11 protein-coding genes are annotated in these 14,111 nt (G+C 41.8%); 2 read left to right on the top strand and 9 right to left on the bottom strand.

The genetic code is table 11. The features are described 5' to 3' along the window. Nucleotide 1: 1 nt before the first annotated feature. From ACED20_RS13400 to ACED20_RS13425, 6 genes are all read right to left on the bottom strand, one after another. On the bottom strand, nucleotides 2-283 hold the full coding sequence (locus tag ACED20_RS13400) for a helix-turn-helix domain-containing protein (RefSeq protein WP_294240876.1): 282 nt from the start codon (nucleotides 281-283) through the stop codon (nucleotides 2-4). Between the two features lie 22 nt (nucleotides 284-305). Further along, complete coding sequence (locus ACED20_RS13405; protein ID WP_294240877.1) at nucleotides 306-728, bottom strand: transposase; 423 nt, start codon at nucleotides 726-728, stop codon at nucleotides 306-308. A gap of 75 nt (nucleotides 729-803) precedes the next feature. Beyond that, nucleotides 804-1,883 (bottom strand): tail fiber protein, encoded by a 1,080-nt coding sequence (locus ACED20_RS13410; RefSeq protein ID WP_345767593.1) that lies wholly within the window; start codon nucleotides 1,881-1,883, stop codon nucleotides 804-806. 98 nt (nucleotides 1,884-1,981) lie between these two features. Then, nucleotides 1,982-3,061 (bottom strand): phage tail protein, encoded by a 1,080-nt coding sequence (locus ACED20_RS13415; RefSeq protein ID WP_378105125.1) that lies wholly within the window; start codon nucleotides 3,059-3,061, stop codon nucleotides 1,982-1,984. A 273-nt stretch (nucleotides 3,062-3,334) separates the two neighbouring features. After that, nucleotides 3,335-4,822 carry a hypothetical protein gene (locus ACED20_RS13420; RefSeq protein WP_294240881.1) on the bottom strand — a complete coding sequence of 496 codons (1,488 nt, stop codon included), beginning with the start codon at nucleotides 4,820-4,822 and terminating at the stop codon, nucleotides 3,335-3,337. 23 nt (nucleotides 4,823-4,845) lie between these two features. Continuing rightward, nucleotides 4,846-5,697: a hypothetical protein gene (locus ACED20_RS13425; RefSeq protein WP_294240882.1), complete on the bottom strand. Its 852-nt coding sequence runs from the start codon at nucleotides 5,695-5,697 to the stop codon at nucleotides 4,846-4,848. Nucleotides 5,698-6,370: 673 nt separating this feature from the next. Between ACED20_RS13425 and ACED20_RS13430 the strand changes: the two genes are divergently transcribed. Both ACED20_RS13430 and ACED20_RS13435 read left to right on the top strand, forming a co-directional pair. Then, nucleotides 6,371-9,328, top strand: coding sequence for an ATP-binding protein (locus ACED20_RS13430; protein ID WP_345767588.1), 2,958 nt, complete (start codon nucleotides 6,371-6,373; stop codon nucleotides 9,326-9,328). Further along, entirely contained in the window at nucleotides 9,315-9,938 is a 624-nt protein-coding gene (locus ACED20_RS13435; RefSeq protein WP_294240887.1) for a response regulator transcription factor, read from the top strand. The genes ACED20_RS13430 and ACED20_RS13435 overlap by 14 nt, the downstream gene beginning before the upstream one ends. 351 nt (nucleotides 9,939-10,289) lie before the next feature. Here ACED20_RS13435 and ACED20_RS13440 read toward each other — a convergent pair whose 3' ends face one another. The 3 genes from ACED20_RS13440 to ACED20_RS13450 form a co-directional block, all read right to left on the bottom strand. After that, nucleotides 10,290-10,997, bottom strand: a complete 708-nt coding sequence (locus tag ACED20_RS13440) for a DedA family protein (RefSeq protein WP_294221338.1) — start codon at nucleotides 10,995-10,997, stop codon at nucleotides 10,290-10,292. An 85-nt stretch (nucleotides 10,998-11,082) separates the two neighbouring features. Continuing rightward, complete coding sequence (prfB, locus tag ACED20_RS13445; RefSeq protein WP_294240888.1) at nucleotides 11,083-12,195, bottom strand: peptide chain release factor 2; 1,113 nt, start codon at nucleotides 12,193-12,195, stop codon at nucleotides 11,083-11,085. Between the two features lie 534 nt (nucleotides 12,196-12,729). Next, nucleotides 12,730-14,085, bottom strand: a complete 1,356-nt coding sequence (locus ACED20_RS13450; protein ID WP_294240890.1) for an AAA family ATPase — start codon at nucleotides 14,083-14,085, stop codon at nucleotides 12,730-12,732. Nucleotides 14,086-14,111 lie beyond the last annotated feature (26 nt).

A 14,111-nucleotide genomic window follows, 5' to 3' on the forward strand; every position in this document is an offset into this window, starting at 1 on the left:
ATTAGAGAAAAAGCTTTTTCCATTTGGCAACCGTATTTCTGCTGAGCTTAAAATGCCGAGATAGTTGGCTGTTATTTAATCTGTGCTTTTTCTGATGGTCTAAGATCTGAAGGATCGCTCTTTTATCGTATGATTTCAGCTTCTGGTTGTAGCTGACGTTTTCCGCACAGCCGCTTCCGGCGATAATGGCATTCAGACGGATGATGTCCATCAGCTCCAGCGTCTTTTTGTTTAGAATTTTCTGGCATAAACCGGCCTTTTCGGGATACTTTATGCGGATCATGTCGCGGTATATTTTGTGGTAATCAGGTATTATCATGTTTGCTAATCCATTTGTAAAGGGTTGTTTTCGGAATACGGTATTCTTCCATGACTTCAGCTTTGGTTTTGGCTCCGTTATTAATAAGTTCAAGAATAAAATCGATGATTTCCCGGGTATAGATGTTCTTCCGGAATAAAGGAAGTCCGGTCTTTTTCTGTTGGTTTGCCTTTTGGGCGGAAGGAGGAGAATACAGGATTATGTGCTGGGTATAGATCCTGAAAAAATCATAATCCAGCAGCTTGCTCCATTTCAGAAGTTCCCTTGTTCCTATATCTTCAGACAGATAGGTGCCGTAAATTTTATCCTCGGAATATTTCATAAAATTGCAGATGCGGGACATTTCAACCCCGCTCTCCGCAACTTTTTTTTTAATGAGACTTCCTATATGGATTTTTTTGAAGTCCATAACTTTATATAATTGACATTTGTGTAAAAATAATTGGTTTGTTTTTAAGATACGTCCGGCCTGCCGGTGAGACAATCAATACCGGATCACAGGCATCAGTGCCACGTTACGCGGACGGGTCTCAGGGCCATAATTTCCTGAAGGTCCGGTATTGTAGGTATAGTATCTTCCTGCAACCAAAGTATTGTTTCCTCCCTGATTGACGCCGTTATCATCCGTAATCATCGCTCTTCCGCTGCCGGTACCTCCGGTAGGGGTAGGAATATCATGTTCATGGAATTGTAACATATGATTCTGCAAGCTTCCCAGGCTTCTTCCGCTATCCAACCCCCTGCCATGGTCCCAGCCTCTTACAAATTCTCCCCTGAGATCAGGCAGGTTGAAGGTGGTACTGCCGTCTCCCGATCCGTAAGTAGTTCCGATAAGGTTGAAAAGTTCCGGATAAGTGGTTCGGCTTACCGCAGCCCCGTTGCATTCAAGATAACCGCTGGGCACGGTGCTCGTTGCCATATAGATAATGGCTCCGGGAGGCATGATGGCATACTGCCAGCTCCCTACCCCGTTGGCATCTGAAGTAAGAACTTTATTCACTGCCTGGGTACCGTCTGTAATTTTAATGGCTCCTGCGGTGCTTCCGTTATTGATTTCAAGCCTTACCGACGGCGTTGCCGTTCCGATTCCCACCCTGTTGTTGGAAGCGTCTACCGAAAAGGTGGTATCGTCTACGGAAAAAGCATTTACAGCCGTTCCCGTAAAAGCAAGGGTATTGGCATTCTGGGTAACTACCGTATTTCCGGAAAGGCTTCCGCTGCCTTTGTAGACGCTCGTATCCACACCCAGGCCTACTTTCTGCCAGAGATTTCCGTCGAAGAAATAATAGCCTTCCGCCGTAATATTGGCTGTTTTGGTACTTGCCGTAGAAACTGCGGCCAAGGCATAAACAATGGCTCCTTTCTGATCTGAACCGTATTGCGCATCCGCTGATTTGATCTGGTCGCCGGTAAGGCGCGGGGCGATGATTCCTTCGGGCTTGCTGCCGTCGGTGGTTTTTGCCGTAATATCCAGCGTTGCCTTGGGTGCATTGTTATTAATCCCGACCTGGGAATACAATAATGCCGATAGAGGCAATACTGCAAAGAAAACTAATTTTTTCATATCCTTAAGTTTTATTTATTGTATATGTATTATTGAGCGAAGTCTGCAATAATTTTATTATAAAATATGCGGATTGCTGCAACTGATCTTTATCGAATTTAATATCTGATCATGGCAGTTAATCCGACATTACGCGGACGGGTCTCAGGACCATAATTTCCTGAAGGTCCCGTACTATAGGTATAATACTGGCCTGCAACCAAAACATTATTTCCTCCCTGATTTGTCCCGTTATCGTCGGAATGGGCAGCCCTTCCGCTCCCGGTACCTCCGGTAGGGGTAGGAATATCGTGTTCATGGTTTTGTAACATATGGTTCTGCAGGCTTCCCAGGTTTCTTCCGCTATCCACTCCCCTGCCATGGTCCCAGCTTCTTACGAATTCTCCCCTGAGGTCGGGAAGGTTAAAAGTCGTACTGCCGTCTCCTGAACCGTAGGTGGTCCCGATGAGAGAAAAAAGCACGGAATAGGTGGTACGGCTCACGGCGGCCCCGTTGCATTCCAGGAAACCGTTGAGAATGGTACCCGATGCCGTATAGATAACTGCCCCGGCCGGCATGGCCGAATACTGCCAGTTGGCAGTCCCGCTACCGTTTGAAGTAAGCACTTTGTTCAGTGCCTGGGTGCCGTCTGTAATCTTAATAGCTCCTGCAGTGGTTCCGTTGTTGATTTCCAGTGCAACCGACGGAGCTGCTGTTCCGATTCCGATCCTGTGGTTGGCAGCATCTACCGAAAGCGTATTGCCGTCTACCGAAAAAGCATTTACTGCGGTTCCCGTGAAAGAAAGGGTATTGGCATTCTGCGCCACTATGGTATTTCCGGAAAGGCTTCCGCTGCCGTTGTAAATGCTGGTGTCGGAACCAAAACCGATTCTCTGCCAGATGTTTCCACCGAAGAAATAATAGCCTTCTCCGGCAATATTGGCTGTTTTGGTACTTGCCGTAGAAACTGCGGCCAGTGCATAAACAATGGCGCCTTTCTGATCGGAACCGTATTGTGCATCCGCTGATTTGATCTGGTCTCCGGTAAGGCGGGGCGCGATGATTCCTTCAGGCTTGCTGCCGTCGGTGGTTTTTGCCGTAATGTCGAGGGTGACTTTGGGAAGATTGTTATTGATCCCAACCTGTGAATACAATACTGCACTTAAAGGCAGTAAAGTTAAAAGAGCATTTTTTTTCATGTATTGAAATTTTTATAGTATAATATATTGTCTCTCCCGTTTATCGAATGGCAAACAGAAAATAGATAAATCCTGCTTCCTGTGATTTTTTAATTTTTGATATGAGCCTTTTTTATAACCTGCCGGCTTCCGGCAGAAAGGTCCGAACTCTTTGTTTTATTTGCATCACTTTCTGCATTTTACCAAAAATAATCCGGACCGCTTTTAATTTATTCGGGTAAACAATTCCAAATTACCTCCTGTACGGCGGTACTCATTATTTCATTATAATCCTTAATTTTTTTGTCCTGTATGCGGAACCCAGACAATATTGCCGGTGGTATCCATTTTAAATATCCACTGATCAAAATTTGTAACTCCGCCAGCTCCGTTATTTGCATCAGTAACATCTCCGCTGTTATTTGATCCCGAAGTACTTACAACAACATAGCCGCCATCAGCCGTCTGTCTTATGGCTATGGGTCTTATATTTATAACAGTGGAACTTACATTACCATCAGCGGAGGTACCGCCATATAACGCCTGCCTTTGAATAACACCTGCTGATGTTAATTTGAATACACAGACATCATTACCACCATGATTGATTGCTGTAACATCACCGCTGGCAGAGGATGTAGAATTGCCTGCTATCATATATCCACCATCTGCTGCTGTTATAACAGAATAAGCACGTTCGTCGCCACTGCCCCCATAGAGTTTTTGCCATACAATATCGCCTGACGGGTTCAATCGGAGTATCCACATGTCATTCCCCCCATGGTTGGTACCGGTAACATCACCGGCAGCAGAACCTGCTGAATACCCTACAACCACACAGCCACCGTCGGAAGTCGGGGTTACAGAATAAGATGATTCACTACCAGGACTCCCATACAGCTTGCTCCATTGCGCAGTCCCTGTAAGATTTATTTTTACTACAAAATAGTCAAAAGAACTTCCAGCATTTGTTGTCTGATAATATGATGATCCGTAACCCGTAAGAATATATCCGGTCCCATCGCTGGCCGGGGCAATATCATATAAATAATCTGAGCCTACTGACGCATCTTTTGGTCCGGGATTATCATAGGTCTGTTGCCAGGTCAGAGTTCCCGTAGAAGTTAGCTTCACAACCCAAAAATCGTAATCACCTGAATTCGATCTAGTACTTGTAACTTCTCCTGTGGCTGAGGAGTTTGTGCTTGCACCTATCAGATATCCGCCATCATCCGTCTGCAGCACTGCTTTTACCTGCTCACTGCCGGTGCCTCCCAATATCTTTTGCCAAGTAATAGCTCCTGTCGCAGATAATTTCACCACCCAGACATCACCATTGCCGCCATGATTTGCCGGAGCAGTCATGACATCACCCGTTCCTGAGGAATTTGTTTGTGCCACCATGATATACCCTCCATCTGTTGTTTGTTTCAGATCACCGCTATATTCAAAATTAGCCCCTCCATAAAGTCTCTGCCATTCTATTTTGCCATATTGGTCATATTTTACCACCCACATATCTGTTTGTCCACGGCTGGTCATTGTAACATCACCGGTTGCAGATGAGTTAGTTCCTGCCATTGTAATATACCCTCCATCAGCAGTTTGTTCTACTACCGCAGGTGATTCTATACCAGTGCCTCCGGAAAGAAAACTGAAAGGGATATCCTGTGTAGATATTATATATGGAGTTCCCACTGCCTGTGCTGTTGTGTATTGCACTGCACCGAGCAACACCATTCCTGCATAAAAGGCTCTGAACCTGTTTTTTATTTTTGACATCTCTCTTTGTTAGGTTTTAAAAATTAAAATCCTGCAGACATATAGACATAGACTGTTGATCCGATGACCACAAAGGTGTAGACTGTTTCTTTTCCTGATGTTGAAGGACGGCTGTTGGCATATTTTACAGTAAAGCCGCTAGGCGCAGTAAAGGAGGCTGTACCGCTTACCGTACCTTTTACGGCAAGGCTGTACGTTCCGCCGTCTTTAATGCCTGTAAGATTAAATGTATTTCCGGCATTTGCTGTAGTATAAGCGAGATTACTAGATACATAATCTATATTTACTCCTGTTCCTGCATTGTAGGAAACAGCATTGGTAGAGTTTCCGTTTACCTCCACGCTGCCTGCACTGTTCCAGGTTAAGACGTTTTTGGCAACACCCCCGCTTTGGGTACCCAGTACACCTCCGGCATTACCGGTAATCACAGGACCGTCTATGGTTGCATTGTAAACAATTTTATTACTATTTCCGCCTGCTGCACCCAATTGTATGGCAAAATTGTTCATGGCAAGATCCTGTGTTGCCGAATGGTTGCCCAGATTATCGCCAATTCCCGATCCTACGGCTTTCCAGAGGTTTCCGTCGAAGAAATAATAGCCTTCTGCCGTAATATTGGCTGTTTTGGTACTTGCCGCAGAAACTGCGGCCAAGGCATAAACAATAGCACCTTTCTGATCGGAACCGTATTGCGCATCCGCTGATTTGATCTGGTCGCCGGTAAGACGCGGGGCGATGATTCCCTCCGGTTTGCTACCGTCGGTGGTTTTTGCCGTAATGTCGAGGGTGGCTTTGGGAAGATTGTTATTGATCCCAACCTGTGAATACAATACTGCACTTAAAGGCAGTAAAGTTAAAAGGGTAATTTTTTTCATGTATTGAAATTTTTAATTTATTATAATCAAGAGTGGTCTTCGTGTGAATTTTAAAATACTTCTGCTGCCAGGGAATATAATTCTTTGCTATCAAAGGTGGCCTGCGGATTGTTTGTGTTAATTCCTACCTGTGAGAATAAAAATATTGGTGAGAATATAAATAAGATGGAAACATTTTTGATCATAATTTGTTTTTTTTATCAATTGTATTATTTGAAGATAATTTATTACCTGTTTATTTATGAATGCATCTAAAATACCTTCCCCATTATAAATAAACCCGGTTTGGCAAAACAGAAAGATGAAAGATGATTTAATACATTGAAACGGGGGCTGCATTAAATACAACATGACAATAATTCATTGTGTTTTTAGAATCTTTATTTGGCAGATCATCATGAGGATGATTTCCGGGCCGGATCTTTTGGATCCTTTATATATTTTTCATCATCATACGGTATCAAAATTAAATCATCTTTTCTGATCTGTTTTACTGTTTCAAAGATATAGGGATTCTCCTATTTGGCTGTAAAATTATTTGTAATAAAATGTTTACAAGATTGTCATAATTTAACTACAAAATTTAAACATATATGTACTACATTTGCCATGTACCTAGATTTTAACACAGATGAAATTTTTTTATTCTGCTCTTCTTCTTATTTTTCCCTTCATGAGCATAATTGCCCAAGTAAGTACTTCTAATTGGTACAGTACGGACAACGGGCTTCCGCAGAATACCGTAAAAGATATCATCAAGGATAAATATGGCTTTATCTGGCTGGCTACCGAATCAGGAATTCTTCGATATGATGGGAGCAATTTCATTCGGGATAATCGTTTCAAAAGTGATAATCTTTTTCTGAGTGATTTTCTGGGTAGTATTGAAAAAGACAGTATTCTTACTTTTAACTATTATAATAATGCCATTAAGATTACAGGTAGGAAGATACAGGATACTTTACTGGATAAAAAATATTTCCAGCTTCCGGATAAGAATAAAACGTATAGAAAATTCTATAAAAACAGTCTTACGGGTATTTTTTATCCTGATGTTGACTATTATTATATAAAGACCAATACCGGAATTTATTATTTTAATAACCATACCTTAGATTTTTCTAAAGATATTTATTCTCCTAAAAAGAATATGGGATTACCTATCGGTTTTAACCAGCTTAAAAATATCTTCGTACATGGAGACCAGATATTTATTGCTGATCCGGTAAAAAGAAAAACTATTATCTTATCAAACGGTAAGATTTCTTATGATAATAAACCGAATTTGTATAATGATCCGACCTCCCGGATTTACTGGCATCAGACTACCGGCCAGATCTTTGTTATTCATCACGATAAAATCTACTTAAGTGAATTTAATAAAGGTAAACCCATATTACGCTATTTATTGAGTTATCCTAATATTGGAAGCCAGTTCTTCTGTTCGCTTTTCTATGACCGTGACTATCATAAAATGTACTTCGGAAGCCTTACCAGAGGCCTTAATATTGTCACCTTGTCAGGATTTTATACTTCACAGAAGAAGATCCCGTTTGCAAATGAAGTCTCTTACGCCGCTCTTCCATTCGGTAAAAATGCCGTTATTACACAAGAAGGGATACTTTATACAAAAAGTAAAGCCGAAAACATTTTCCCGCTATCCTTAAATTATGATAAGAGAAATCTATTATACGACAATTCCGGAAACCTGATATATAAAACGAACAGCAGTATTATAAGGAGACTTAAAAAGACAAATTATGCTACAAAAGATTCAACTGTTTTTCCAGGTAAAAGAATAGATGCTATTTTTAAAAGCAGGAATCTTTATATGGCCAATATGGTGGATGAAGATCTTAAATGCCATTTATATATTTTCAAAAATGATGATTTCAGCAAAACCGGTTACCGTTTTGTCTTTAACCAGAATATCAATTCGGTTATTCACTACGATAAAAACCATCTGTATGTAGGAACAAACGACGGCCTCCATCTTGTTTCTCTTCCGGAAAGAAAAATCATCCGGCATTTTGCCAGGGATATTCCCGTCAAGCAGATCATCCGTACAAAAGACGGCCGCTTTTGGTTTACGACCCATAATAAAGGCTGGTATTCCCTGAACGGCAGCCGGGTTATCCGACTGCCGGACGATTCAAAAGGGATGATTGCCAGCGCCCATACCCTGGCAGAAGATGCACAATCCAATTTCTGGATTTCTTCCAACAACGGATTGTTTAAGGTTCCTGAAAAAGCCGTACTGGATTATCTGGACCGGAAACGTTCTTTTATCCCCTATTACCGGTATACCAAAGTGTACGGGCTGTACAATAATGAGTTTAACGGAAGCTCAAACCCGAGTGTCAACCTTCTGAAAAACGGAGAAATGGTATTTCCTTCAATGGAAGGTTTCGTTTTCTTCATCCCGGAGAGCATCCGCTCGTATTACCCCCGAAAAGACCAGCTTTTTATAGAGCGGATGAAGACCGGCCATAAAAACAGTCCCATCCCCGGAAAAATCCTTCTGAACGGTAATTTTAAGCCCGTTGAAATTTATGTGGATATTCCGTACTATTATTCTACGGAAAATATTGCCCTCCAGGCAAAACTGGAAAACAGTGACGATGAGCAGTGGAAAACTTTACCGGATAACCGCATGTATACCCTGAGCGATATCGCGCCCGGAAACTATACCCTGGTCTTCAGGTACCTTACTTCCGCCCGGGGAACTTTTGCCTATAAAAAGATTCCCGTTATGATAACGCCTCTCTTCTACCAGACCCTGCTTTTTAAGGCTTTGGTGATTGCTTTCATGATCCTGATCATCGCATGGCTGATCCATCTGAGGACCCGTTTTCTCCGGAATACAAACCGGAAGCTGGAAGAAGACCTCAGCCACAGGGACCATGAGCTGAAATTAACCAGTGCCGATCTCGAAACGACAAAAAACAGGCTAAAAACCGAATCCGACTATAAGCAGCAGCTGGTACAGAGCATCAGCCACGACATTACCACTCCCGTAAAGTTCATCACCCTCCTTTCCGAAAAAATCGCAAAAACCGATGATCAGAAGCTCCAGAAAAAATATTTTGACAGCATTTATAAAAGCTCCGAACAGCTTTATAAATTCACCCAGGGCCTGAAAAAGTATTCCGAACTCTATGCGGAAGAAATGATTTACGGTGAAAAATATGCGCTTACGGAACTGATCGAAGAGAAAAAAACACTCTTTCAGGAGATTGCACTGATGCGGGGCGTACACCTTTTCACAGACTGCCCTTCGGCTATAGAAACCTGCATCAACAGGAGCATGCTTGGAATCGTCCTTCACAACCTCATTGATAACGCCGTGAAATATACCGTGAACGGAACAATAAACATCACAGCGGAAAATTCGGGAAATAAAATAACCATCACCGTTTCAGATACCGGAAAAGGAATGGCGGAAGACCAGATCCTCTATTACAGCAAACTGGCAAAAAGTGACTGCGATAACGATATGATGCTGAGAAATTACGGATTGGGGCTACACATGGTCATTCAGCTGATCAAAAAGATCAAAGCCGTTATCCGTTTTGAAAATAATTCGCCGTACGGTACCTTAATAAAAATTGATTTACATGAAAAACACTGAGAGAAAAATACTGATTACCGACGACCATTGTGTGGTACGCGTAGGTACGGGAATGATATTGGAAGAACATCTGGAAAACATCAGCGTAGACTACGCAGAAAGCTACGCACAGTCAAAACTGAAGATCAGGAATGAAAGATTCGATATGATCCTGCTTGACGTGGGAATGCCGGACAGTACTTTCAAGTTTATGGTAAGCGAGCTGAAAACCATTCAGAATGATCTTATCGTTATGATTTTCTCATCGATGAAAGAAATCTATGCTCCCGACTACATCCGGGAAGGCGCAGAAGGTTTTGTAAACAAACTGGCCGATGAACAGACCCTGGTACAGGCCGTGGAAACCCTTTTCAATAAAGGCCTGTATTATCCTTCTATAAAAAGAGCACCGCATTTTAGCGAGAAAGGAATACCCATTGATAAGCTTTCCGAAAGGGAATTCCAGGTTTTTATGTCACTGGCTGAAGGAAACGGGATTCTCGAAATCTCCAATCTGCTAAAGCTGGAAGTACCTACCGTAAGCACCTATAAAAGAAGAATCTTCAAAAAACTGGGAATCAGCAACATTGTGGAGCTATTGAATATTTATCAAAGCTATCAGGACCGGTAATGGCTGATTTGCTTTGACAAATGACCGGAAACCATTAAATGACAATCTCTTTCCATAATTTTTTTTAATTAAGATCCTGTCTAAATTTTGATTCGGCAGGATTTCCTTTATTTCACTTCATTTTCTGAATTAAATAAACTTTCTTTATTTTTCACTTTAAAACAATGATTAATTGATTAGATGATTACCACCGGACAAACGATACCTTGATATTTTCAAGCCAAAGTATCTTGATTTCTTAATGTTAAAAAAGGTCAGTGTAATTTTCTCTAAAATACAGAAGAAATATTCTGTTGCTTTATTAAAAAACCCGCTCAAAAAGCGGGCTGTAAAATATTTTAAAGAAAATTCTTATTTCTCCTCCTCGTCAAAATTATGGTTCTCATATTTTGAGAAATCCTGTTTTTTACCGAATAAAAATTTAATGATAATCGGAACAGTGGTGATCAGGACGATTACGATGATGATCAGTTCCAGCTTTTTCTTAAGGTCGATTCCGAACTGGTCGATGAACAGTTTATCCAGATAATGCCCGGCAAAAATCAGTAAAAACGACCACAGTACGGCACCGATCACATTATCTCTCAGAAAGTCTTTTTTATCCATCTTCACGATCCCGGCCACAATCGGGGTGAATGTCCTTACCACCGGTAAAAATCTCGCCATGATAATCGCCAGTGCGCCGTTCTTTTCAAAAAAGTCATGCGCCTGATACAGGTATTTCTTTTTAAACAACCAGTTGTCCGGTTTCTTGTACAACGTAGAACCTGCTTTTCTTCCGAAGTAATAGCCTACTTCATTACCCACAATGGCTGCTAAGGCTACGGATGAAGCCAGGATGAAAGTATCAAGAAAATCGCTTCCCGTAGATCCGAAAGTCGCCTGGATGATATCGATCGAATAAATTCCCGAAACGAAAAGCAACGAGTCTCCCGGTAAAAAAAATCCTACGAAAAGACCGGTCTCGGCAAAAATAATAAACAGAATCAGCCAGAACCCACCCAGTTTGATGTAGAACTCGGGATTTAATAAATCTCTCCAGTTGTTGTAATCTTCCATACCTTTTGATAAGCAACAAAAATAGGATTAATAAACGTCAAAAGGAAATATATTATAAGATTTTAACGAAATTTAAACATGATCTTTACAAGTCCATGTCATCGTCCGAAACGGCCGTCCCATCCGCCATCAGGAAGGCTTTCAGGAATGCCGTGAGGTTTCCGTTCATTACGGAATCCACATCCGAAGTCTCGAAGCCGGAACGTACATCTTTCACCAGCTTATACGGATGCATGACGTAATTTCTGATCTGGCTTCCCCACTCGATTTTCATCTTATTGGCTTCGATCTCGTTACGGGCTTTCAGCCTTTCTTCCAGTTCCATTTCGTATAACCTGGAACGAAGCAACTGCATGGCTTTTTCCTTGTTCTGAAGCTGGGAGCGCGACTCGGAGTTTTCAATGATGATTCCTGTCGGCGCATGACGGAGACGGACTGCCGTTTCCACCTTGTTTACGTTCTGCCCTCCCGCTCCCGAAGACCTCATCGTCTCGAATGAAATATCGGCCGGATTGATGTTGATTTCAATAGTATCGTCCACCAAAGGGTATACATATACCGATACAAAGCTGGTATGACGCTTGGCATTGGAATCAAAAGGGGAAATCCTTACCAACCGGTGAACTCCGTTCTCCCCTCTCAGGTAGCCGAAAGCAAATTCGCCCTCGATTTCCAGGGTTACGGTTTTCACACCGGCCACATCACCCTCCTGGAAGTTCAGTTCACGGATCTTGTAGCCCTGCTTTTCGGCCCACATGGTGTACATTCTCATCAGCATCGAAGCCCAGTCGCAGCTCTCCGTTCCACCGGCTCCGGCTGTGATCTGAAGCACCGCCGAAAGCTCATCCCCTTCATTGGAAAGCATATTTTTGAATTCCAGGTCTTCGATTTTTTCCACGAGCTGCGGAAAAGTAGCATCCAGTTCCTTTTCAGAGTCCGGATCTTCCTTGGCAAACTCCACCAGCACCTGCAGATCTTCAAACTGGGTATTGATCTCGTCGTAGGCTTCCACCCATTTTTTCTTGGACCGGAGCTGCTTCAGGAAGGCTTCCGCTGTTTTGGGATTGTCCCAGAATTCCGGCGCAGCCGTTTTTTCGTCGTCATTGGCAATTTCAATCTTCTTCTTGTCGATCTGAAGATATTTATGGAGGTCGTCAATCCTTGATTGGATTTCTTTTATCTGGTCGTTGTTGATCACGATTTTTTATTTATTGCAAAAATAAGAAATTTTTATTCCGTTATGGTTGGATTGTACAAAGGCGCAAGAAATCTGATGATGGCAGTACAGAATGGCTCAAAGAATTTGACAGCGTCAAATTTTCATACCACTGAGAATATTGTTGTTGAAATTTCAAATTGATAAGGGCTATTTAATTTTATTAAATATAACTAATTGATAACCAATTATATAAAATACTAAAAACTTTTTCTACCTGGGTATTTCCCAACAAGTCATCATAAAAACTGACAATTTATTTACAGAGCAAATTAATTCTCAAACCACCCCGTCAAAAATTCTTTGAATTTTCGCCACCCCTCCAGAGGAGGGGAATTGCGGTTAACGTGTTTTAGAAAATCCACTATCTTATCAAAAATAAAGTCCTTGCGGCTTAAACCATTCTTTACTGTAAAAGATTTACATTTTGGAGTTTTTCAATTTCTCCTTTATAATCAGATTTAATTTATAAAATTTTCACCATTCATTTGCGGAGCAAAATTCACCATTCACCATTCACCCCTGGCTTCCTTCCTCTTCATTGTGATGGAAACCGATAATCCGGCGAGGTTCTTCTACTGCGCGGTACGAATCCAGCTCCTTCTTCAGTTCTTTGATGCGGGATTGAAACTGGTCGAAATTGTTGATGGTAACGTCCTTTAAAAAAACGGCAATCTGGTCAAGGTATTCTCCGGTCAGCTTTCCGGCAGCATCCCGCAAAGCTCCGTTCAGAAGGTTCTGGTCTATTTTCAGGTCTTCGTTACGGGTTTTCTGGTAAAGGTTCTTGATCCTCTTTTTCAGGCTTTGGGTAAAATCGATCAGCATGGTGTTGCTGAAGACTTTCATTTTTGCTGAAACGCTACTCCAGAAAGGAATTTTATCGGCTTTATTGTTTTTGAGGATTTTAAACAAAAGCGAGTCTTTTTCCAGATTTTTAGTCATGGCATACAGGATAATTTCCGCCCGCTCCGCCGCATTGGGAGGGAAAACGGGAACCATCACATCAAATCTTCCCGGTGCGGTAATTTCTTCATCGATATCCGAAACGGATTTTGCCGAACCTATCATCAGAAGCTCTTCCTGCTCAAATCTTGAGATATGATGAAGAATGATTTCCTGGGTTTCAAGATTGCAGGCAGCAACGTTGTTTTCAGCCTTTCTTGCCATCATGATCTCATCGAAATCATCCATAAACAACAATACCCTGTCTTCTTTCATCATCGTTACCAGAAAATCGTTGAAATTGGTGCGGTTGCCGTCGACATAAGAGGTTCCGAGGTAATGCTTTTTCACTTCTTTAAACGCATAGCCGATAATTTCCGCAATTTTATTCGCCCAGAAGATCTTGCCGCTTCCCGGAGGACCGTACAGGATAATCCCGGCCGGCTTGTTGATGCCCCAGTCTTTAATTTGCTGCGGATTTAAAAAGGGTTCCAGAATACCTGAAATGTAAAAAAACAGGTCCCGGTAACCGATGAAATCCCTTTTCTGAAGACTGGTTTTATGTCCGAAATAATCGTAAACGAATTTGTAGTTGCCGCCTAACCGGTTATCGATGCCATAACTGGAAACGGAAGACTTAAAGAAACCGTTATCGAAGATATTAGGATCTTTTTCTTTAATTGCTCTTTCTACTTTATCTTTCGGCTGTCTGATAGTTTCAGCGATCTGCTCAAGGGTTTTGGTTTTATCAAGGTCTTTTTCATAAATCCTCAAAAATTCAGCATTTTCGCGGGCAAATTTTTCAAAATCCTTTTTTACTTCAAAATTCGTACGGATACAATCCGTAAGTTCAAGATCAAAATCCTGAATGAACTGCTTTATAGCTTCGGCGGAAACATTAAGTTCCTTGGCCAGTTCGATTAACTTCATAATTCCCGATTAATTCTACCAAATTT

The sequence above is a fragment of the Chryseobacterium sp. sg2396 genome, from assembly GCF_042610505.1.
GTDB lineage: Bacteria > Bacteroidota > Bacteroidia > Flavobacteriales > Weeksellaceae > Chryseobacterium.

What these genes read in the sequence shown, in the direction of transcription:
- ACED20_RS13435 (WP_294240887.1), top strand. Translation starts at nt 9,315, where the DNA reads ATGAAAAACACTGAGAGAAAAATACTGATTACCGACGACCATTGTGTG.
- ACED20_RS13410 (WP_345767593.1), bottom strand. Translation starts at nt 1,883, where the DNA reads ATGAAAAAATTAGTTTTCTTTGCAGTATTGCCTCTATCGGCATTATTG.
- ACED20_RS13415 (WP_378105125.1), bottom strand. Translation starts at nt 3,061, where the DNA reads ATGAAAAAAAATGCTCTTTTAACTTTACTGCCTTTAAGTGCAGTATTG.
- ACED20_RS13440 (WP_294221338.1), bottom strand. Translation starts at nt 10,997, where the DNA reads ATGGAAGATTACAACAACTGGAGAGATTTATTAAATCCCGAGTTCTAC.
- ACED20_RS13400 (WP_294240876.1), bottom strand. Translation starts at nt 283, where the DNA reads ATGATCCGCATAAAGTATCCCGAAAAGGCCGGTTTATGCCAGAAAATT.
- ACED20_RS13420 (WP_294240881.1), bottom strand. Translation starts at nt 4,822, where the DNA reads ATGTCAAAAATAAAAAACAGGTTCAGAGCCTTTTATGCAGGAATGGTG.
- ACED20_RS13425 (WP_294240882.1), bottom strand. Translation starts at nt 5,697, where the DNA reads ATGAAAAAAATTACCCTTTTAACTTTACTGCCTTTAAGTGCAGTATTG.
- ACED20_RS13430 (WP_345767588.1), top strand. Translation starts at nt 6,371, where the DNA reads ATGAGCATAATTGCCCAAGTAAGTACTTCTAATTGGTACAGTACGGAC.
- ACED20_RS13405 (WP_294240877.1), bottom strand. Translation starts at nt 728, where the DNA reads ATGGACTTCAAAAAAATCCATATAGGAAGTCTCATTAAAAAAAAAGTT.
- ACED20_RS13450 (WP_294240890.1), bottom strand. Translation starts at nt 14,085, where the DNA reads ATGAAGTTAATCGAACTGGCCAAGGAACTTAATGTTTCCGCCGAAGCT.